The 20,947-nt window shown below is 70.7% G+C and carries 16 protein-coding genes and 1 tRNA gene; 12 read left to right on the top strand and 5 right to left on the bottom strand.

What is annotated here, in order from left to right:
- Positions 1–17 precede the first annotated feature (17 nt).
- Entirely contained in the window at positions 18–1,577 is a 1,560-nt protein-coding gene (locus tag ACFWVV_RS01780) for a potassium/proton antiporter (RefSeq protein ID WP_384342890.1), read from the bottom strand.
- A 184-nt stretch (positions 1,578–1,761) separates the two neighbouring features.
- Between ACFWVV_RS01780 and ACFWVV_RS01775 the strand changes: the two genes are divergently transcribed.
- Positions 1,762–4,614, top strand: a complete 2,853-nt coding sequence (locus ACFWVV_RS01775) for a penicillin acylase family protein (protein WP_384342708.1) — start codon at positions 1,762–1,764, stop codon at positions 4,612–4,614.
- A 32-nt stretch (positions 4,615–4,646) separates the two neighbouring features.
- Here the strand turns inward: ACFWVV_RS01775 and ACFWVV_RS01770 are convergent, their stop codons facing one another.
- Complete coding sequence (locus tag ACFWVV_RS01770; protein ID WP_384342892.1) at positions 4,647–5,324, bottom strand: 5-formyltetrahydrofolate cyclo-ligase; 678 nt, start codon at positions 5,322–5,324, stop codon at positions 4,647–4,649.
- A 101-nt stretch (positions 5,325–5,425) separates the two neighbouring features.
- Between ACFWVV_RS01770 and galU the strand changes: the two genes are divergently transcribed.
- The 7 genes from galU to ACFWVV_RS01735 all read left to right on the top strand — a co-directional run bounded on the left by galU (position 5,426) and on the right by ACFWVV_RS01735 (position 11,330).
- The gene (gene galU, locus ACFWVV_RS01765) at positions 5,426–6,328 is read left to right on the top strand and encodes a UTP--glucose-1-phosphate uridylyltransferase GalU (RefSeq protein WP_384342710.1); all 903 of its coding nucleotides are present in this window, start codon (positions 5,426–5,428) and stop codon (positions 6,326–6,328) included.
- Between the two features lie 3 nt (positions 6,329–6,331).
- Positions 6,332–7,729, top strand: a complete 1,398-nt coding sequence (gene glp / locus ACFWVV_RS01760; protein WP_384342712.1) for a gephyrin-like molybdotransferase Glp — start codon at positions 6,332–6,334, stop codon at positions 7,727–7,729.
- 87 nt (positions 7,730–7,816) lie between these two features.
- Complete coding sequence (gene moaC, locus ACFWVV_RS01755) at positions 7,817–8,296, top strand: cyclic pyranopterin monophosphate synthase MoaC (RefSeq protein WP_384342714.1); 480 nt, start codon at positions 7,817–7,819, stop codon at positions 8,294–8,296.
- 143 nt (positions 8,297–8,439) lie between these two features.
- On the top strand, positions 8,440–9,051 hold the full coding sequence (locus ACFWVV_RS01750; RefSeq protein WP_384342894.1) for a molybdenum cofactor biosynthesis protein B: 612 nt from the start codon (positions 8,440–8,442) through the stop codon (positions 9,049–9,051).
- Positions 9,052–9,068: 17 nt separating this feature from the next.
- Positions 9,069–9,668: a GNAT family N-acetyltransferase gene (locus tag ACFWVV_RS01745; RefSeq protein ID WP_384342716.1), complete on the top strand. Its 600-nt coding sequence runs from the start codon at positions 9,069–9,071 to the stop codon at positions 9,666–9,668.
- Positions 9,669–9,798: 130 nt separating this feature from the next.
- Positions 9,799–11,181: a gephyrin-like molybdotransferase receptor GlpR gene (gene glpR / locus ACFWVV_RS01740; protein WP_384342718.1), complete on the top strand. Its 1,383-nt coding sequence runs from the start codon at positions 9,799–9,801 to the stop codon at positions 11,179–11,181.
- Positions 11,182–11,256: 75 nt separating this feature from the next.
- Positions 11,257–11,330, top strand: a tRNA-Ala gene (locus ACFWVV_RS01735).
- Between the two features lie 140 nt (positions 11,331–11,470).
- Here ACFWVV_RS01735 and ACFWVV_RS01730 read toward each other — a convergent pair.
- Positions 11,471–11,956, bottom strand: coding sequence for a GNAT family N-acetyltransferase (locus tag ACFWVV_RS01730; RefSeq protein WP_384342720.1), 486 nt, complete (start codon positions 11,954–11,956; stop codon positions 11,471–11,473).
- A gap of 50 nt (positions 11,957–12,006) precedes the next feature.
- On the opposite strand from ACFWVV_RS01730, the gene ACFWVV_RS01725 reads away from it, so the two are divergent.
- On the top strand, positions 12,007–12,801 hold the full coding sequence (locus ACFWVV_RS01725) for an exodeoxyribonuclease III (protein ID WP_384342722.1): 795 nt from the start codon (positions 12,007–12,009) through the stop codon (positions 12,799–12,801).
- A 140-nt stretch (positions 12,802–12,941) separates the two neighbouring features.
- Here the strand turns inward: ACFWVV_RS01725 and ACFWVV_RS01720 are convergent, their stop codons facing one another.
- Entirely contained in the window at positions 12,942–13,553 is a 612-nt protein-coding gene (locus tag ACFWVV_RS01720) for a MerR family transcriptional regulator (protein WP_384342896.1), read from the bottom strand.
- A gap of 430 nt (positions 13,554–13,983) precedes the next feature.
- Between ACFWVV_RS01720 and ACFWVV_RS01715 the strand changes: the two genes are divergently transcribed.
- Genes ACFWVV_RS01715 through ACFWVV_RS01705 form a run of 3 tightly spaced genes read left to right on the top strand, consistent with a single transcriptional unit; the run spans position 13,984 to position 17,401 of the window.
- Complete coding sequence (locus tag ACFWVV_RS01715) at positions 13,984–15,507, top strand: flavin-containing monooxygenase (protein WP_384342724.1); 1,524 nt, start codon at positions 13,984–13,986, stop codon at positions 15,505–15,507.
- Complete coding sequence (locus ACFWVV_RS01710) at positions 15,504–16,517, top strand: alpha/beta fold hydrolase (RefSeq protein WP_384342726.1); 1,014 nt, start codon at positions 15,504–15,506, stop codon at positions 16,515–16,517. Before ACFWVV_RS01715 ends, ACFWVV_RS01710 begins: the two co-directional genes overlap by 4 nt.
- Positions 16,514–17,401 (top strand): SDR family oxidoreductase, encoded by an 888-nt coding sequence (locus ACFWVV_RS01705; protein ID WP_384342728.1) that lies wholly within the window; start codon positions 16,514–16,516, stop codon positions 17,399–17,401. The genes ACFWVV_RS01710 and ACFWVV_RS01705 overlap by 4 nt, the downstream gene beginning before the upstream one ends.
- A gap of 60 nt (positions 17,402–17,461) precedes the next feature.
- Here the strand turns inward: ACFWVV_RS01705 and ACFWVV_RS01700 are convergent, their stop codons facing one another.
- A complete protein-coding gene (locus tag ACFWVV_RS01700; RefSeq protein ID WP_384342730.1) occupies positions 17,462–20,830 on the bottom strand; it encodes a S41 family peptidase in 3,369 nt (1,122 codons plus the stop codon).
- Positions 20,831–20,947: the final 117 nt, after the last annotated feature.

Genomic DNA, 20,947 nt, shown 5'->3' with positions numbered 1-20,947 from the left:
GTCCTGGCGGCTTTCCTTTACAGGGTTTTACGGGTCGCGGGCCGTGGAACCGGTTCCCCGCCCGTGCCTAGCCAGTCCGCCAGCTTGCCGCCCTGGCCGACCGCCCGCAGCCGTCGCTCGGCAGCGTCCCGCACGGGATCGGTGGCCACCACCAACAGTTCGTCACCCCGTCGCAGCACTGTCATCGGCATGGGAACGAAACTCTTGCCCTCGCGGACCACCAGGGTGACCGCGGCGCCAGGCGGCAGCCGCAACTCACCCACTTCCACCCCGTGCATCCGGGACTTCTCCGGGATGGCCACGGACAGCAGGTGTCCGCGCAACCGCTCCAGCGGTGCCGACTCGATGCCCAGGTCGGCGGCCGCCTCCGGAGCCTCCTTGAGGCGCAGCCGACGAGCCACCCACGGCAGGGTCGGGCCCTGCACCAGCGTGTAGACGACGACCAGCACGAAGACGATGTTGAAGATCTGGTCACTGCCCTCGACACCGGCCACCATCGGGATGGTGGCGAGCACGATGGGCACGGCCCCTCGCAGCCCGGCCCACGACAGCAGGACCTGTTCGCGCAGTGACGTACGGAAGGGCAGCAGACTGATCAGTACGGACGCGGGACGCGCCACCATGGTCAAGATCAGCCCGACCACCAGCGCCGGCCAGATGTCGTCGAGCAGCTCATGCGGAGTGACCAGCAGGCCGAGCAGCACGAACATGCCGATCTGAGCGATCCAGCCGAGCCCGTCCGCGAAACCGCGGGTGGCCGGCCAGTGCGGCAGCTTGGAATTGCCCATGATCATCGCAGCCAGGTACACCGCGAGGAAGCCACTGCCGTGCGCCAGTGCGCCGGCCGCGTACGCGGTCACGGCGATGGCCATCACGGCGATCGGGTAGAGGCCGGACGCGGGAAGGGCCACGCTGCGCAGACCCAGTGACCCCAGCCAGCCGACCGCGAGGCCTATGGCCGCGCCGATCGCCAGTTCGAGGGCTATCTCACCGACCAGGGCGTACCAGGAATCCACAGGTCCGGTCGTGGAGAACGCGACGACCAGGATCACCACCGGGGCGTCGTTGAATCCTGACTCGGCCTCCAGGGCGCCCGTCAGCCGGGAGGGCAGCGGCACCTTGCGCAGCACGGAGAAGACCGCCGCCGCGTCCGTCGAGGAGACCACCGCACCGATGATCAGCGACTGCCGCCAGTCGAGCCCCACCAGATAGTGCGCTCCGGCCGCAGTGATGCCCACGCTCACCGCGACACCGACTGTCGACATGACGACAGCCGCGGGCAAAGCGGGTTTGACTTCCTTCCACTTCGTGCCCAGACCGCCTTCGGCCAGGATCACGACCAGTGCGGCGTATCCGATCACCTGGGTCAGCTCGGCATTGTTGAACGCGACCTTGCCGATGCCGTCCTGGCCCAGCGCGATGCCGATGCCGAGGTAGATCAGCAGGCTGGGGAGCCCACTGCGCGAGGAGAGCCGGACCGCCGCGACGGCGACAAGAAGGACCACCGCGCAGATGAGCAGGAGTTCGTTGAGCTGGTGGACAGTCAGGGGCCGGTCCTTTCCTGAGGCCTGCGGGATCGTTCCTGCCGGCTGCGAGGTAGTTTCATTACCTTACCTAATCTTTGATGCCTTCTTAACGCCTTTCCTGCGGTGGTCCAGAACCGCGCCTCCGGGGTTCCGGAGACCGAGTCAGGAGCGGTACGGGCCTGCGCCTATGGTTGCTCCAGCACTCCAGGACCACCCTGCCCCTCGAAGGACAGCGATGCCCGCCACCACAACAGCCCCTTCCGGAGCCGCTTCCGGCGGCAAGAAACAGAAGGGGCGTCGCGCCCGCCTGCTCGTCATCGTGCTGGTGCTGGCGATTGTCGCGGGCGTCGGTTACGGCACGTACTGGAGCGTCAGCACCGTGCGAGCCTCGTTCCCGCAGACCAGCGGCGAGCTCACGCTCGACGGCCTGAGCGGGCCGGTCGACGTCAAGCGCGACGCCAACGGAATCCCGCAGATCTACGCCTCGTCGGACGCCGACCTCTTCCGCGCACAGGGCTTCGTACAGGCCCAGGACCGGTTCTGGGAGATGGACGTCCGCCGGCACATGACGTCCGGCCGCCTCTCCGAGATGTTCGGCGCGAGCCAGGTCGAGACCGACGCCTTCCTCCGCACCCTCGGCTGGCGCCAGGTCGCCCAGCAGGAGTACGACACCAAGCTGTCGCCCGAGACGAAGAAGTACCTCCAGGCGTACGCGGCGGGCGTGAACCAGTACCTCAAGGGGCGCGCCAACAAGGACATCTCGGTCGAGTACGCGGCCCTCGGCTTCACCACCGACTACACCCCCGAGGAGTGGACCCCGGTCGACTCCGTGGCCTGGCTCAAGGCGATGGCCTGGGACCTGCGCGGCAACATGCAGGACGAGATCGACCGCTCGCTGATGACGAGCCGTCTCGACGCCAAGCAGATCAGCGACCTGTACCCGGCGTACCCCTTCGACCGGCACAAGCCGATCGTCGAAGAGAACAAGGCCAAGCCGGCGACGGGCGCCTCGGGTACCGGTACGGGTACGGGTACGACGCCGGCCACGGGCACCGGTACCGGTACCGGTACCGGCAACTCCACAGGGACCGGAACGGGAACCGGCACCGGCACGGGAACCGGCACCGGGGCAAGCACCGGCGCCGGCGCCACCCAGGGCGTCAGTACCCAGCTGGCCCGTATCTCCGACGCCCTGGACAAGATCCCCGCCCTGCTGGGCCCCAACGGCAACGGCATCGGTTCCAACTCCTGGGTCGTCTCTGGCTCCAAGACCACCACCGGCAAGCCTCTCCTGGCCAACGACCCGCACCTCGCCCCGCAGATGCCGTCCCTCTGGTACCAGATGGGCCTGCACTGCCGCCAGGTCACCGCGCAGTGCCAGTACGACGTCGCCGGCTACACCTTCTCCGGCATGCCCGGTGTGGTCATCGGCCACAACCAGGACATCGCCTGGGGCATGACCAACCTCGGCGCCGACGTCACCGACCTCTACCTGGAGAAGGTCGGCGTCAACAACACGTACCTGTACGACGGCAAGGAGAAGCCGTTCAAGACCCGCGAGGAGACCATCAAGGTCGCCGGCGGCGAGTCGAAGAAGATCACCGTCCGCTCGACCGAGAACGGCCCGCTGGTCTCCGACCGCGACAGCAAACTGGAGTCGGTCGGTCAGAAGGCCCCCGTCGACAACGCGGCCCCCGACCGCGGCAACGGATACGCGGTCGCCCTCAAGTGGACCGCCCTGATCCCGGGCAAGTCCATGGACGCCGTCTTCGAGCTCAACAAGGCCAAGGACTTCAAGAGCTTCCGGGCCGCCGCCGCCCACTTCGAGGTGCCGTCGCAGAACCTCATCTACGCCGACACCGCGGGCAACATCGGCTACCAGGCCCCCGGCAGCATCCCGATCCGCAAGGGCGGCCGGGACGGCCGCCTGCCGGCCGCCGGCTGGGAGTCGAAGAACGGCTGGCAGGGCTTCATCCCGCAGAGCGAACTCCCGTACGAGTACAACCCCCGGCGCGGTTACATCGTCACCGCCAACCAGGCCGTGATCGACAGCAAGAAGTACCCCTACCTCCTCACCGAGGACTGGGGGTACGGCGCCCGCAGCCAGCGCATCAACGACCTGATCGAGTCCAAGACCAAGGACGGCGGCAAGATCAGCTCGGACGACATGCGGACCATGCAGATGGACAACAGCAGCGACATCGCCAAGCTGCTGACGCCCTACCTGCTGAAAATCGACATTTCCGACCCGTACATCCGCGAGGCGCAGAAGCTTCTCGAGGGCTGGGACTACACCCAGGAGTCCGACTCGGCCGCCGCCGCGTACTTCAACGGCGTCTGGCGCAACGTCCTGCGGCTCGCCTTCGGAAACAAGATGCCCAAGGAACTCCGGGTCAAGGGCTCCTGCCTGTACGTGCGTGCCGCCGACGGCTCCGGCCCGGTCGACGACCTCGCCAAGCCCACGCGCGAGTGCGGCGAGCGGGACGGCGACTCCGCCCAGCCCGACGGCGGCGACCGCTGGTTCGAGGTCGTGCGCAAGCTGGTGCAGGACGAGAAGAGCGAGTGGTGGTCCTCGCCCGCCTCCCGTACGGACAAGGCCACCACGACCCGTGACCAGCTGTTCGCCCGGGCCATGGAGGACGCCCGCTGGGAGCTCACCGCCAAGCTCGGCAAGAACATCAAGACGTGGAACTGGGGCCGCCTGCACCAGCTCACGCTGAAGAACCAGACCCTCGGCATCAAGGGCCCCGGCTTCGTCCAGCACCTGCTCAACCGCGGCCCCTGGAACCTGGGCGGCGGTGAGGCCACTGTCAACGCCACCGGCTGGAACGCGGCCGGCGGCTACGAGGTCGTATGGGTCCCGTCGATGCGCATGGTCGTCAACCTGGACAACCTCGACAAGTCCCGCTGGATCAACCTGACGGGTGCCTCCGGACACGCGTACAGCGCGAACTACAGCGACCAGACGGACAAGTGGGCCAAGGGCGAGCTGCTCGACTGGGCGTTCACCAAGCAGGCCGTCGACAAGAGCGCCACCGAAACCCTGGTCCTCAAGCCGGGACAGGGCGGCGACACACCCTCCCCGTAGGAATCGGCCGAATTGGCGGGCACCCGTAGAGCTCAGTCGAACCTGCGGACGCCGGCCGGCGTCACCACCGCGTGCACGGGGTGGTCGTGGGGTTCCACCGGAACCTCCGCGACCACCTCGTTCGCGTACAGCAGCACCACCAGCCGGGCAGCCCCCACCGCGGCCACGCGCGCACGCGTACGCGCGTGCGGCGGGTCCTGCACCTGTGACCGGTCGTCCCCCGGGGTTTCCCGCGCTTGACGGCGCGCGCGCTCCAGCCGCGCCAGCACCCGGTCGTAGGACCCGCCGCCACGCCCCAGCCGCATCCCCCGCCCATCCACCGCGAGGCCCGGCAGCAGCACCGCGTCCGCCTCCCGTACGGCATCCACACCCAGACGCGGCCCGGTCGGCTCCAGCAGGCCGCGCCCGGCCGGCTCCAGCGCCTGCAGGCCCTCGTACGCCGCCCAGTCCAGGTCGTTGTCGGCCAGCAGCACCGGCAGCAGCACGCGCACCCCGCGCGCACGGAGCGAGTCGAGCAGTACGCGCGTGCCGGGCTCGCGGCCGATGGAGACGTACGCGGCGACGGTGCCCGCGTCCGCGAGCTCGGGCAGTTCCAGGGCCCGTCCGGCGAGAACCGCAGCCGCCTCCTGTGCGTCCTCATCGGTCAAGAGACGCCTTCGGCCGAGAAGTGCACGCCGCAGCGCGGCCTTTGCCGCCGCACCTGTCGCCATGTCCGCTTCGCCCACGATCACTCACCTACGCATTCCGCTCATAAGCCAACAAAAGGCTTGAACCCGATCTAGCGTGCCGAGACAGCCGATATCGTTCCGTCATGACTCAGGTACATCCCAGGATCAGTAAGGCTGTCATCCCGGCGGCGGGACTCGGCACCCGCTTCCTTCCGGCGACCAAGGCGACACCCAAGGAGATGCTCCCGGTTGTCGACAAGCCGGCCATCCAGTACGTGGTCGAGGAGGCGGCGGCGGCCGGACTGTCCGACGTACTGATGGTCACCGGCCGCAACAAGCGTCCCCTCGAGGACCACTTCGACCGCAACTACGAGCTGGAATCCGCCCTCACCAAGAAGGGCGACGCGGGACGTCTCGCCAAGGTTCAGGAATCCAGTGACCTCGCGACCATGCACTACGTCCGTCAGGGCGACCCCAGGGGACTGGGCCACGCCGTCCTGTGCGCCGCCCCGCACGTCGGCGAGGAGCCCTTCGCGGTTCTGCTCGGCGACGACCTGATCGACCCGCGCGACCCGCTCCTCGCCCGCATGGTCGAGGTCCAGGAGCAGCACGGCGGCAGCGTGATCGCCCTCATGGAGGTCGATCCGGCGCAGATCCACCTGTACGGCTGCGCGGCCGTCGAGCACACGACGGACGGCGACGTCGTCAGGGTCACCGGTCTCGTCGAGAAGCCCGAGCCCGGCGAGGCACCCAGCAACCTGGCGATCATCGGCCGTTACGTCCTCGACCCGGCCGTCTTCGCCATACTGCGGGAGACCGAGCCGGGCCGTGGCGGGGAGATCCAGCTCACCGACGCGCTCCAGAAGCTGGCGGTCGACGAGAAGCTGGGCGGTCCCGTCCACGGCGTGGTCTTCAAGGGCCGGCGCTATGACACTGGGGACCGCGGCGACTATCTTCGGGCGATTGTCAGACTTGCATGCGAACGTGATGACCTGGGCCCGGACTTCAAGGCCTGGCTGCGCAGTTACGTCACCGAGGAGATGTAGCAAGTGAGCACCACCGAAGCACCGTCCGCCGGCGCCCACCACAGCGACGGCGGCCCCGGCCACCTCTGGTCGGTGGACGAGCACCTGGACGACGTCCTCGGCGCGATCCGCCCGTTGGAGCCGATCGAGCTCCAACTCCCCGACGCGCAGGGCTGTGTACTGGTCGAGGACGTCGTCGTGCCGCTCGCCCTCCCGCCCTTCGACAACAGTTCGATGGACGGATACGCGGTGCGAGTGGCCGACGTCGCCGACGCGAGTACGGAGTTCCCCTCCGTGCTCACCGTCATCGGCGACGTGGCGGCGGGCTTCGGTGGTGGTTCCGGCGACCTCGACGACGCGGACGAGGCCACGGGCCGGGAGCGGCTCAGGGTCGGTCCCGGTGAGGCCGCGCGCATCATGACCGGCGCGCCGCTGCCCCCGGGCGCCGAGGCCGTCGTGCCCGTGGAGTGGACCGACGGCGGCAGTGGTGGCGGCCCCGCCACCACCTTCCGGTCCGCCGGAACCAATCCGCAGGACGCCACCGGCGAGGTCCGTGTGCACCGGCCCGCCGAGGCCCGCGCGCACGTCCGCGCGGCGGGCAGCGACGTGAAGGCCGGCGACACGGCACTCGAAGCGGGCACGGTGCTCGGCCCGCCCCAGATCGGCCTGCTCGCCGCGATCGGCCGGGCCACCGTGCTGGTCCGTCCGCGCCCGCGGGTGGTCGTCATGTCCACCGGCTCGGAACTGGTCCAGCCCGGTGAGAAGCTGGCCGCCGGCCAGATCTACGACTCCAACAGCTTCACCCTTACCGCCGCCGCCCGCGCCGCCGGGGCCATCGCCTACCGGGTCGGCGCCGTCACCGACGACGCCGACGAACTGCGCGCCACCATCGAGGACCAGCTGGTGCGCGCCGACCTCCTCGTCACCACCGGAGGAGTCAGCGTCGGCGCGTACGACGTCGTCAAGGAGGCGCTCTCCTCCGTCGGCGACGAGGACGAAGCGGGCAGCGGTGTCGACTTCCGCAAGCTGGCCATGCAACCGGGCAAGCCGCAGGGCTTCGGCTCGATCGGCCCCGACCACACCCCGATCCTCGCCCTGCCCGGCAACCCGGTGTCGTCCTACGTCTCCTTCGAGCTGTTCGTACGCCCGGTGATCCGTGCCCTGAGGGGACTGCCGGACGTTCACCGCCCGACCGCCAGGGCCACTCTCACGGCCGACGGGCCGCTGACGTCGCCCGCCGGAAAGCGCCAGTTCCTGCGCGGGGTGTACGACGTCGCCACGGGTACGGTCACCCCCGTGGGCGGCTCCGGCTCGCACCTGATCGCCGCCCTCGCCCACGCGGATTGCCTGCTCGTCGTCCCCGAGGACACGCGGAGCGTCGACCCGGGAGCGGAAGTCGAGGTGGTCCTGCTCGCCCAGTGAGCGTCCGGTGGCGGTACGGTGTCTGCCGCTGCGCCGTGGCAACGACTGCCCAGGCAACGACCGGCGCCGGAACGCGAGGCGGAGTTAATGAGTACGCACAGCAGGCTGACGCACATCGACGAGGCGGGCGCGGCCCGGATGGTCGACGTCTCCGAGAAGAACGTCACCACCCGTACGGCACGTGCGAGCGGACGCGTCCTCGTGTCGCCGCGCGTCGTCGAACTGCTGCGGGGCGAGGGCGTCCCCAAGGGTGACGCCCTGGCCACCGCACGCATCGCGGGCATCATGGGCGCCAAGCGCACGCCGGACCTGATCCCGCTGTGCCACCCGCTCGCGGTCTCCGGCGTCACGCTGGACCTGTCGGTCGCCGACGACGCGGTGGAGATCACCGCCACCGTGAGGACCACGGACCGCACCGGTGTCGAGATGGAGGCGATGACGGCCGTCACGGTCGCGGCGCTCACCGTTGTCGACATGGTGAAGGCCGTCGACAAGGGCGCGGTCATCACCGACGTGCGCGTCGAGGAGAAGACCGGCGGCAAGTCGGGCGACTGGACGCGCTCATGACCTCCTCGCCCCAGGCCGGCGCTCACCCGGCGAGCGCGCTCGCACCCGACGCGTCCGCCGACGCCGACGCACGCACCTCCGAGGCGCACGCACCTCCCGCCCCGGTGCCGGGGCCGGTCTCCGAACCCGGTTACCAGTCGCAGGTGCCGGGTGCGCCGGCCCACGCGGGGCCCGATGTGCGGCCGTACCGGGCGCTGGTGGTCACCGCCTCCAACCGGGCTTCCGCCGGTGTCTACGCCGACAAGGGCGGCCCGCTCGTCGCCGAGGGCCTGACCCGGATGGGTTTCACGGTCGACGGGCCGCGCGTCGTTCCCGACGGCGATCCCGTGGAAGCGGCGCTGCGGGACGGGATCGCGGCGGCGTACGACGCCATCGTCACCACCGGTGGCACCGGTATCTCGCCCACCGACCGCACCCCCGATGCCACCCGCAACGTCCTGGACCACGAGATCCCGGGCATTCCGGAGGCCATCCGCGCCGAGGGCCGCCCGCACGTGCCCACCGCCTCCCTCTCCCGAGGGCTGGCAGGTGTGGCGGGCGGCGGTACGACGGTGATCGTCAACCTTCCGGGTTCGACCGGCGGTGTCCGCGACGGGCTCGCCGTGCTCGACCGGATCCTGCTGCACGCCGTCGACCAGCTCCGCGGCGGTGACCACCCGCGGCCGGCCGACCTCCCGCGGCCTGCCGACCCCTCGCGTCCCGCAAGCCCCACGGGCCCCGATGATCCGGACGGTCCCCCCGGGAGCCTCAGCTGAACGGCTCGGCCTGGCCCGTGGTGCTGGTGGACGGCGACATCACCCTCCGCCCGATAAAACTGCGTGACCAGCGGGCCTGGCGCGAGGTCAACCGGCGCAACCGCGACTGGCTCCGCCCCTGGGAGGCGACCATCCCGCCGCCCGCGCCGCTGGGTCCTGTCGCGCACCGGCCGACGTACCGCCAAATGGTCCGTCACCTGCGGGCGGAAGCGAACGCCGGCCGGATGCTGCCGTTCGTCATCGAGTACCAAGGTCGACTTGTCGGCCAGCTGACCGTCGCCGGCATCACCTGGGGGTCGATGTGCTCCGGTCACGTCGGCTACTGGGTCGACCGGGACGTGGCCGGGCGGGGCGTGATGCCGACGTCCGTCGCCCTGGCCGTCGATCACTGTTTCCGCAACGTCGGACTGCACCGCGTAGAGGTGTGCATTCGCCCGGAGAACGGCCCCAGCCGCCGCGTCGTGGAAAAACTCGGTTTCCGGGAGGAAGGGATGCGGCCGCGGTACCTGCACATCGACGGCGCCTGGCGCGATCACCTGGTCTTCGCGCTGACCTCGGAAGAGGTGCCCGAGGGCGTCCTCGGCCGGTGGCGGAGACGTTCCACGTCCCAGAAATGAAGTAAGTGTTCGAATTCGATCGTGGCTGCAATGCCGGACGTCAAAAAAGTTCGGAATATCAGACAGATACGTCCGACACACCGGCCCAATTGGCGGATGGCCCCCTCCGTACACCTCTACGGTGTGAGGTGTGAGCAGCAGCGGCCTGATCTACGCAGTCATTGTCGGGGCCTGGGCCGCCTACTTGGTGCCGATGTGGCTCCGCAGGCAGGACGAACTCAACGAGGCCCGCCCGACGGAACGCTTCAGCACCGCCATCCGACTGCTGTCCGGACGGGCGGCCATGGAGCGCCGGTACGCCAAGGAGCTCCAGCAGCGCGACTCCGCGAGTGCGGACGGCCCGGGCGGTACGGAAGGCACGGAGCCCAGCGATCCCGACATCACGAGCAGTGCGGACCCGGCGGCCGACTCGGCCGACGTCCGCGACTTCGCGGCGCCCCGGTCCAGGGGTGGACGCCTCGCCGCCGGGGAGCAGCCTCGTCCTCAGGTGAAGGCTCAGGTCCGGGACCCGCAGGCACGCGAGCAGGCGGGACGCGAACAGGGCGTACGGGAACCGTCGCGCGAGCAGGTGCGCGACCAGCCCCGCGAGGCCGCGCGCGACCAGCAGGCCGTACGCGATCAGCAGTCCGCACGTGAGCAGCACGCCGGGCGCGACCCGCAGCCCGGCCGCGAGGCTGGGCGTGACCAGCAGGCGTCGCGCGATCAGTCCCGCCGCTCCCGTTCCGCCGCTCCCGCGGCCCCGTCCCCGGCGTCCGCCGAGCGGGCCCGCCGTACGAAGGTGCTCGCCCGCCGGCGCCGTACCACCGTGCTGCTCTTCGCCGCGTTCACGCTGGGTGCGGTCGTCGCCGCGGTCGGCGGGCTCCGGTACCTGTGGGCGCCCGGCATCCCGGCCGTCCTGCTCAGTGCGTACATCGTGCATCTGCGCGGGCAGGAGAAGCGCCGGTTCGCCTTCACCATGGACCGCCGCCGCGCCGAACTCGCCGCCCAGCGGCTGCGCGAGCAGCGCACTCAGCAGGTCCGCCGCCCTGCTTCGCAGCAGCATTCGGCCGCCCCCGGGCAGCAGCACCACCGCGCCGAGTCCGACGAGCGCCCCGAACCGGAGCCCGCGCCCGCGCTCTCCCCGCAGGAGGCCGGCCGCCGCGCCCTGGTCGAGCAGACCGACCACGCGGAGTGGGTCGACCAGCAGCGCGAGCGTGAACGCGGCGCCGCCCGCGGGGAGAGCTGGGAGCCGGTTCCCGTCCCGCTCCCCACGTACGTCACCGCCCCGGTCGCCCCGCGCGCCACCGGTGACCTCGACCTCGGCGCCCCCGGAACCTGGAGCTCCGCCCGGTCCAGCACCGCCGACCCCGCGACCCCTGCCGCGGACCCGGCGGCCCCTTCGGACTCGTCCGCCTCCGGTTCCTCCTCGCCCCAGCGGCGTCCGCAGACAGGCCGCCGCTCGCGCGACCGCGGCCGCACCCCGCTCTTCGACCAGTACGACGACGAAGAACGGCCCCGAGCAGCCAATGAGTGAATCCGCCGCAGGTGGGGGCCTCGGAACGGATTTCCAAGCACCCCCGGAGAGGTGCTAGAGTTTCACTCGTTGCAAGGGCCTGTGGCGCAGTCTGGTAGCGCACCTCGTTCGCATCGAGGGGGTCTGGGGTTCAAATCCCCACAGGTCCACAACAACACAGAAGATCCCGTCCGATCGAAAGATCGGGCGGGATCTTCTGCATGTGTGACAGGAGTTGAGAGGAAGGAGGGGCCGGCCGGGAGGCCGGCCCCTCCTTTTGCGCATCCATGTGCGGGTGGTGTGAGGTGCGTTACGTCAGGGGCTTGGTGAAGCAACGGCTCTCGTCGGTGTGGCGGTAGAGGCCGAAACGTTCCGCCTGCGGCACCGGGGTGTAGCCCGCCGAGGAGTAGAGGGATATGGCCTCGGGCTGTTCGGTACCGGTCTCCAGAACCATGCGCAGCCGGCCCGCGGCACGCGCGTCGGCTTCCAGCAGGCCGAGGAGGCGACGGGCCAGGCCCAGGCCACGCGCGGTGGGGGCGACGTACATCCGCTTGAGTTCGGCGTCGCCGTCGGCGTAGTTCTCCTCGCCCGCCCGCTGGGCGCGCCAGCCGCCGGTCGCGACGGGAAAGCCCTCGTCGTCGTACGCGATCAGATAGAGCCCGTGGGGCGGGGCGAACATGGCCGGGTCGAGCGGGGTGAGGTCCTGCTCGCCGTAGCGCTCGGTGTATTCGAGCTGGACCTGGTCGTTGAGTTTGACTGCGTCGGGGTGGTCGTAGGCGACAGAGCGGATTTCCATGGGAGGAGCGTACGGAGGGCCGAGCGTGCGCAGGTCGGTAGGGTTTTCGGATGCTGACTGTGACCACTGTGAATGTGAATGGACTGCGCGCCGCCGCCAAGAAGGGCTTCGTGCCGTGGCTGGCGGAGACCAAGGCGGACGTCGTGTGCCTCCAGGAGGTACGGGCCGAGACCGAGCAGTTGCCCGAGGAAGTGCGGGCGCCCGAGGGGTGGCACGTGGTGCTCGCTCCCGCAGCCGCCAAGGGGCGGGCCGGGGTGGCGCTGTACACGCGCGAGGAGCCGGAGCGGGTGCAGATCGGCTTCGGGAGCGCCGAGTTCGATGCGAGCGGGCGGTATGTGGAAGTGGATCTGGAAGGGGTGACCGTCGCCAGTCTGTACCTGCCTTCCGGGGAGGTCGGGACCGAGCGGCAGGATGAGAAGTACCGCTTCATGGACGAGTTCCTGATGTACCTGGTGGGACTGAAGGCCCGGGCGGCTGAGGCCGGCCGCGAGGTGGTGGTGTGCGGCGACTGGAACATCGCGCACCAGGAAGCCGACCTGAAGAACTGGAAGGGGAACCGGAAGGCCTCGGGGTTCCTGCCGGAGGAACGTGAGTGGCTGACCCGGGTCTTCGAGGAGGCGGGGTACGTCGACGTCGTACGCAAGCTGCACCCGGGGGTGGAGGGGCCGTACTCGTGGTGGTCGTACCGGGGGCGGGCCTTCGATAACGACACCGGCTGGCGGATCGACTACCAGATCGCGACCCTCGGCCTGGCGGTGCGTGCCCTTGAGGGACGGGTGGAGCGCGCGGCCAGCCACGGGGAGAGGTGGAGCGACCATGCGCCGGTGACCGTCGTCTACGGCTAGCAGGGGGCATGCGGGCTGCGGGCGGTACGGGCGGTACGGGTGAGTCGCCTCCCTGTGCGTTGTGCCCTGTCTGCCCTGTGCCCTGGCTGGCTGTCGGGTGTGTGGCCTGTGGTCCGCACGGCGGGCGGGGGCGTGGTGGGTCAGCCCTTGCTCAGGTGCCGGTCCAGGGCCATCGAGAGTTCGGCCTCCACCACGCTCTTGGCGAAGGGGCGCAGCCGCTGCGGGTCGGCGTCGTGCGCGGCGACCAAGTCGATAAAGATACGGGCGAGTGCGTCGGCGTGCTCACGGACGGCGAGGCCGGCCGCCATCACCTCCGAGAGGGGGATGCCCTCGCGGACCAGCGCCGCCGATACGTCGAGCAGGCGACGGCTGACGTGTACGACCTCGTCGCCGTCGATGGCGAGATAGCCGAGCGCCATGGCGGACGCGAGGTTCTCGGGGGTGACCTCGCCCTCGAAGTAGTCGGCGAGCTGTTCGGGAGTCAGGCGGACCGGGGTTTCCTCGGTGACCTCGCCCAGGGTGAGGAGTTCGCCCACGTCGCGGCCGCTGTCGAAGGTGGAGGCGAGGTCGGCGATACCGGTGAGGGTGTGACCGCGTTCCAGGAGGGCGGTGATGGTGCGCAGGCGGGCCAGGTGGTGGTCGTTGTACCAGGCGATGCGGCCTTCGCGCCGCGGCGGCGGGATGAGCTTGCGCTCGCGGTAGAAGCGCAGGGTGCGCACTGGGATGCCGGCGGCCTCGGCCAGTTCCTCCATGCGGTACTCGCGGAGGGCTTGGGTCTCTTCGGGGGCCGCAGGGCCGGTGGAGTCAGCGCCGTCGGTGGGGTCGGTGGATCCCGCGCCGGGCGCAGGTGCGCCGTGCGTCGCGGCCGTCGGACGCGGCGCGTGTGCGTCCGCTTCTGCTTCCGGTTCGACGGGCCTCGGTGTGTCGACTTTTCTCGCGCCGGGTGCGACGGCTTTCGCGTCCTGCCGGGTGTGCCCCCGTCGGCCGTCGCCGTTCGCGCGCTGGCCGCCCGGCTCTCTGGACCTCTCTGCCTCTGCCACGCCGGAAGCCTATGCCGTACCCCCGGTAACTTGTCGTGTCCTACCCCTACCGATCAGTACGCCACTGCCTTACGCTCCGAACCGTGCCAGTGATTGCTGGCAGCGTCATAGGTTGAGCAAGTGAGTGCGGGAGGCGTCGGGCATGGCCGAATTCGAGCACGAGCATGTACGAGTGGCGGTGATCGGGTCCGGATTCGGGGGCCTGGGGGCCGCCGTCCGGCTGCGCCGCGAAGGGATCACCGACTTCGTCGTCCTGGAGCGGGCCGACTCGGTCGGCGGAACCTGGCGGGACAACAGTTACCCGGGATGCGCCTGTGACGTGCCCTCCCACCTCTACTCGTTCTCCTTCGCGCCCAATCCCGAGTGGCCGCGCACCTTTTCCGGCCAGGAGCACATCAGGGCGTACCTGGAGAGGGTCACCGACACCTTCGGGCTGCGTCCGCACATCCGCCTCGGCCACGAGGTGACGATGATGACCTGGGACGCCGAACAGCTGTGGTGGAAGATCGAGACGGCGAACGGCAGGACCCTCGTCGCCGATGTCGTGGTCTCGGCCACCGGGCCGCTGTCGGACCCGAAGATGCCCGACATCCCGGGCCTCGGCTCCTTCCCCGGCAAGGTCTTCCACTCCGCCCGCTGGGACCACGACTACGACCTCAGGGGCAAGCGGGTCGCGATGATCGGAACCGGCGCGTCCGCGATCCAGATCGTGCCGGCGGTCCAGCCCGAGGTGAGCGAACTGACGCTGTTCCAGCGCACGCCGCCGTGGGTGATGCCGCGCATGGACCGCGGGATCAGCGGGGCCGAACGGTGGCTGCACCGCACCGTGCCGCTCACCGGCACCGCCAGGAGGCGGCTGCTGTGGGGCATCCGTGAACTGCAGGTGTCCGCGTTCACCAAGCGCCCCGGCGAACTCGGGTTCGTCGAGAACATCGCCAAGGCGAACATGGCCAAGGCCATCAAGGACCCCGATCTGCGCGCCAGGCTGACGCCCTCGTACCGCATCGGCTGCAAGCGCATCCTGCTGTCCAGTACGTACTATCCGGCGCTCGCCAAGGACAACGTCAACGTCGTCGCCTCCGGGCTGAGCGAGGTGCGCGGGTCGACGCTTCTCGCCGCCGACGGTACGGAGGCCGAGGTCGACGCGATCATCTTCGGCACCGGTTTCCACGTCACCGACATGCCGATCGCCGACCGGGTGGTGGGCGCCGAGGGGATCACCCTCGCCGAGGCGTGGAAGGGCGGCATGGAGTCGCTGCGCGGCGCCAGCGCCGTCGGCTTCCCGAACTGGATGACGATCATCGGCCCGAACACCGGCCTCGGCAATTCGTCGATGATCCTGATGATCGAGGCGCAGCTGAACTACCTGGCCGACTACATGCGTCAGCTGAACGTGCTGGGCGGACGGGTGGCGCTGACCGCCCGGCCTTCGGCGGTCGGCGCGTGGAACCGGCGGGTGCAGGAGCGGATGAAGCGCACCGTGTGGAACACCGGCGGCTGCGACAGCTGGTATCTGGACGCCAACGGCCGCAATACGACTGTATGGCCGGGAACAACCTCGGAGTTCCGGCGGGCGACCCGCGAGGTCAACCTCGCGGAGTACGAGGTGGTGCGGGCGGCGGCGCCTGCGGCGGAGACCGCCGATGTCGAGGAGGCCGTCGCATGAGCGGGCGGGGGAGGACGCGTGAGAACGGCCGGCGGCGTGATCTCGGACTGGACGTGCGGGAACTGACCGTCACTTCCGCCGACGGCGCACGGCTGCACGTCGAGATGTACGGGCCGGAGAGTGCGCCGGCGGTGGTGCTGGTCCACGGGTGGACGTGCTCCATCCGCTTCTGGGACGCACAGGTGCGGGAGCTGGCCCGGGAGTTCCGCGTCATCGCGTACGACCAGCGCGGGCACGGACGGACGCCCGCGTCGGTCACCTGCTCGACCGACGCGCTCGCCGACGACCTCGAAGCGGTGCTCGCCGCCACACTCGCGCCCGGCGAGAAGGCAGTGCTGGCGGGACACTCCATGGGCGGTATGACGATCATGGCGGCGGCGGGCAGGCCGGGCGTCGTGGAGCATGCGGCGGCGGTACTGCTGTGCAGCACGGGCAGTTCGCGGCTGGTCGGTGAGGCGCTGGTGCTGCCGATGCGCGCGGGGGACTTGCGGACCCGGCTCACCAGGGCCGTGTTCGGTGCGCGGGCGCCGCTCGGACCGGTGACGCCCCTCTCCAGGGCCGTACTGAAGTACGCCACGATGGGGCGCGGGGCGTCGCCGGCGCGGGTCGCGGAGTGCGCGCGGATCGTACACGCGTGCCCGCCGGGGGTGCGGGTGGCCTGGTCGCACGTCCTGGCGGAACTCGAACTCTCGGCAGGTGTGCGTGAGCTGCGGGTGCCGGTTGCGGTGGTGGCGGGTGCCGATGACCGGTTGACGCCGCCGTCGCAGGCGCGGGAGATCGAAGCCGCGCTGCCGCAGTCACTGGGGCTGACGGTGCTCACCGGGGTCGGTCACATGACACCGGTGGAGGCGCCGGAGCTGGTGACCGGCAGGATCCGTGAGCTGATGAGTCGATATGTCGCTATTGGCGAGGTTGCTGCTGACGGCGTCGTTGTTGACGGGGTTGGTGTCAGCGGCGTCGCTGCTGGCGATGCCGCTACTGATGAGGATGTACGGGAGGGAGTCGCGTGAGCTACAGCCTTGAGGGACAGGTCGCCGTCGTCACGGGGGCAGCGCGGGGAGTCGGTGAGCTGCTGGCGCGGAAGCTGTCCGCGCGCGGGGCGAACGTCGCCCTGGTCGGGTTGGAGCCCGAACAGCTGAAGGACGTCACGGGCCGGCTGCACACCGAGTGCGACTGGTGGTACGCCGACGTCACCGACCACGAGGCGATGGCGCGGGTCGCCGATGAGGTCAAGGAGCGGTTCGGAAAAGTCGACATCGTGGTCGCCAACGCGGGTGTCGCGTCCGGCGGTCCCTTCGTCGACTCCGACCCGGAAGCCTGGCGGCGGGTCATCGAAGTGAATCTGGTGGGGGGCGCGGTGACCGCCCGGGCGTTCCTGCCCGTACTGATGGAGAGCCGCGGCTACTTCCTGCAGATCGCGTCACTGGCCGCGATCACCCCGGCGCCGATGATGAGCGCGTACTGCGCCTCGAAGTCGGGGGTGGAGGCGTTCGCGCACTGTCTGCGTGCGGAGGTCGGTTACAAGGGAGTCCGGGTCGGCGTCGGTTACCTGTCCTGGACGGACACGGACATGGTGCGTGGCGCGGACGAGAACGACGTGATGCGGGAGCTGCGGCAGCGGCTGCCGTGGCCCGCCAACCGCACGTACCCCCTGGGGCCGGCCGTGGACCGCATCGTCGCCGGCATCGAGCGGCGGTCCTCGCACGTGTACGCGCAGTGGTGGCTGCGCGGGATGCAGTCCGTGCGCGGGTACCTGCCGGGCATCATCGGGACCGTGGGCCAGCGCGAGATGAAACGGTTCGCCCCCCGGCTGGGCGGCGTGAGCAAGGGGCTGGTCGGCGCCGGGGGAGCGGCCGACGAGTCGACACGCCAGCACTCGGCCGGCCTGGGATAGGGGCCGGCAGACAGGGGCGGGTGGCGGCCGGGTACGGCGGCCACCCACCCCGCGCCGGATCTACCGCGGCGGTAGTTTCGGGCGGCGTTTGTCCGGGACCGAGGAGTAGTCGGGCGGGGTGGCCGCAGGGGAGGCGGCCAGGAGGTCGAGGGCGACCTGGACCGCGTCGTCGAGCTGCGCGTAGCGGCCCTCCGCCCAGTCCAGCGGAGTGCGCAGCGAGGGCACGTCGGGGGTGACGCCGTGGTTCTCGACCGACCAGCCGTACTCGTCGAACCAGGCCGCGTTCATCGGCACGGTGATCACCGTGCCGTCGCCCAGGGGGTGGCGGCCGGTCATGCCGACGACTCCGCCCCAGGTGCGCTGGCCGACGACCGGGCCCAGCGCGAGCAGGCGGAAAGCGGCGGCGATCATGTCGCCGTCGGAGGACGTGGCCTCGTCGGCGAGGGCGACCACCGGGCCGCGCGGGGCGTTCGAGGCGTACGAGATCGGCTGGGCGTCGCGGGTCAGGTCCCAGCCGAGGATGCGGCGGGTGAGCTTCTCGATGACCAGTTCGCTGATGTTGCCGCCGGCGTTGCCGCGGACATCGACGATCAGGGCGGGGCGGGAGACCTCCAGGCGCAGGTCCCTGTTGAACTGGGCCCAGCCCGAGCCGCCCATGTCGGGGATGTGCAGATAGCCGCACTTGCCGCCGCTCAGGGCCCGTACGACCTCACGGCGTTTGGCCACCCAGTCCTGGTAGCGCAGGGGGCGTTCGTCGACGAGGGGTACGACGGCGACCCGGCGCGGCCGGGCCTCGCTGCCTTCGGGGACCTCGGGGAGGAAGGTCAGTTCGACCGTCGTACCGCCGGCCGCCGACAGCAGCGGGAAGGGGCCGGCGACCGGGTCCACCGGGCGGCCGTCGACATGCGTGAGGACCGCGCCGACCCGGATGCCGGTGCCCGCGAGGGGGGAGCGTGCCTTGGAGTCGGAGGAGTCGCCCGGGAGGATCCGGGAGAGCGTCCAGTTGCCGTCCTTGACGTAGAAGTTGGCGCCGAGGAGACCCATGGCGCGCTGGTAGTGCGGCGGCCCCTCGTTGCGGCGTGCGGGAGCCACGTATGCGTGCGACGTGCCCAGCTCGCCCAGCACCTCGCGCAGGAGGTCGGCGAACTCGTCGGGGGAGGCGACACGTTCGACCAGGGGACGGTACTGGGCGAGGACCGCGTCCCAGTCGATGCCGCCCAGCTGCGGTTCCCAGAAGTACGCCCGGACGATCCGGCCGGCCTCCTCGTAGGACTGCCGCCACTCCGCGCCCGGGTCCACGTCGTGCAGGATGCGCCGCATGTCGAGGTGGACGGTGGTGTCGTTGTCGGCGCGCTCGGTGGCCGGGACGGCACGCAGGTCGCCGTCCTCGACGATCACCAGCCGCGTGCCGTCGCCGCTGATCGCGAACCACTCCAGGTCGTCGGCCAGTTCCGTCCTGCGGGCCTTGACGAGGTCGAAGTGTTCGAGGGTGGGACGCCCGGAGGTGTCGGCGGGGTTCGCGAACGTCTCGCCCAGCGCGCCCGAGATCGGCCAGCGCAGCCACACCAGTCCGCCGCTGCTCACCGCCGACAGCGAGGAGTACTTGGAGGCGGCGACCGGGAAGGGGGTCACCCGGGCGGGCAGCCCTTCGACCTCGACCGTCACCGTGCCGTCGCCCTCCGCCGCCTCCACCGGGTCCAGGCCGCCCGCCGCGGGCCGCCCGTCGGGGGAGAGCGCGAAGGGGGAGGGGGTCGCCGAGGAGAGAGGGACGAGGTAAGGGCGGCAGCCCAGCGGGAAGGACAGGTCGCCGGTGTGCACGTCGTACACCGGGTCGAAGCCGCGCCAGGACAGGAAGGCGAGGTAGCGGCCGTCGCTGGTGAAGACCGGGTTCTCGTCCTCGAAACGGCCGTTGGTGACGTCCACGATCAGGCTGTCGTTGATCCGCGCCATCTTGATCTGCCGCAGCGAGCGGCCGATGCCGGGGTGCGACCAGGTCAGCCACGCGCCGTCCGGGGAGAACGCGAGGTCGCGCACCGGACCGTTGACCGAGCGGATCAGCTCGGTCAGGGACTCCTCGCCCTCGGTCACGTTCAGCAGCAGCAGACGACCGTCGTGCGAGGCGATGGCCATCCGCTCGCCCTCCGGGTCCGACACCATCTCGTGTACGCGGCCCAGCTGGCCGGAGGCGAGACGGCGCGGGGCGCGGGCGCCGGCCGCGCGCGGCAGGTAGGCGATCTCGACGGCGTCCTCGCCCTCGGTGTCCGTCACGAACGCGACCTGCCCGCTGGCCCCCAGCATCTCCGGCAGCCGCACCCGCACCCCGGGGGTGTCGGAGATGGTGCGGGCCGGACCGTCGCGGTGGGTCAGCCAGTACAGGCTGCCGCGCACCGACACCGCGCTCGCCCGGCCCGTGGTGTCCACCGCGAGGCCGCCGACGTGGCCGGCGGCCTGTACCTGGTAGCCGCGCCGCCCGGTGCGCGGGCCTCCCAGCCGTACCTCCAGCTTGCGGGGACGGGCGCCCGGCGACAGGTCGTCGACCAGCCACAGCTCACCCGCGCACTGGTACACCACCCGTGCGCCGTCCGAGGATGCGTGCCGGGCGTAGAACGCGTCATGGTCGCTATGTCGACGTAGGTCACTGCCGTCGGTGCGGCAGGAGTAAAGGTTTCCGATGCCTTCATGGTCGGAAAGGAACGCGATCCGGTCACCGACGAACATCGGGCAGTCGAGATGCCCGTTCAGGTCCGGCAGCAGCCGGTCGCCGTGCAGCCACAGCCGGCCGGTGGCGCCGCCCCGGTAACGCTTCCAGGCGGCCGGCTCGTGCGGCGGCTTTCCGGTCAGCAGGAGGGTGCGCCGTTCGCCGTCGCAGCCGGGCAGGGCGTCCGAGACCGCGATGCCGGAGACCGGCCCCCACGGGAGCCTGCCGCCGGGGCTGCCGTTGACGGGCAGCGAGTACGCCCAGGAGAAGTACGAGAACGGCTGGTTGTGCGAGGAGACCGCGAGGACGTTCCCCTCCGGTGTCCAGCCGCACACCCGTGCGTCCACCGAACCCCAGTAGGACAGCCGTCGCGACGGGCCGCCCTCGACCGGGACGACGTGGACCTCCGGATCCAGGCTGCGCCAGGTCGTGTACGCGAGCAGGCTGCCGTCGGGCGAGAAGCGCGGGTGCCCCACCCGCGTCCGGTCGACGGTGAGCCGCCAGGCCCGCCCCGGCGTCTCACCGGCGGCGGCGAGCGGCGCCACCCAGAGGTCGTCCTCGGCGACGAAGGCGAGGGTGTCGCCGTGCAGGTGCGGGAAGCGCAGGTAGCCGGGGGCGGCGGCCGCGGGGACGGGATGCCCCGGGGCGGTGGGCCCGGGGCCGGGATGCTCAGGATCGGGATGCGCGGGACCGTGGGGCTGCTCGGCGTCGTCGTTCATGGGCACTCGCATGCCCCAATGCTTTCCGCGCACCAGGGCCCCGGCAACTCGTACGGCCGGATCTCTCCCGGTACGCACACCGCGGGACATCCCCGCCCACGCCGGTCCACACGTACGTAGGGGTATCCG

The sequence above is a fragment of the Streptomyces sp. NPDC058663 genome (assembly GCF_042716745.1).
In the GTDB taxonomy this organism is placed as follows: domain Bacteria; phylum Actinomycetota; class Actinomycetes; order Streptomycetales; family Streptomycetaceae; genus Streptomyces.
This window is presented reverse-complemented; position numbering and strand designations above follow the sequence as displayed.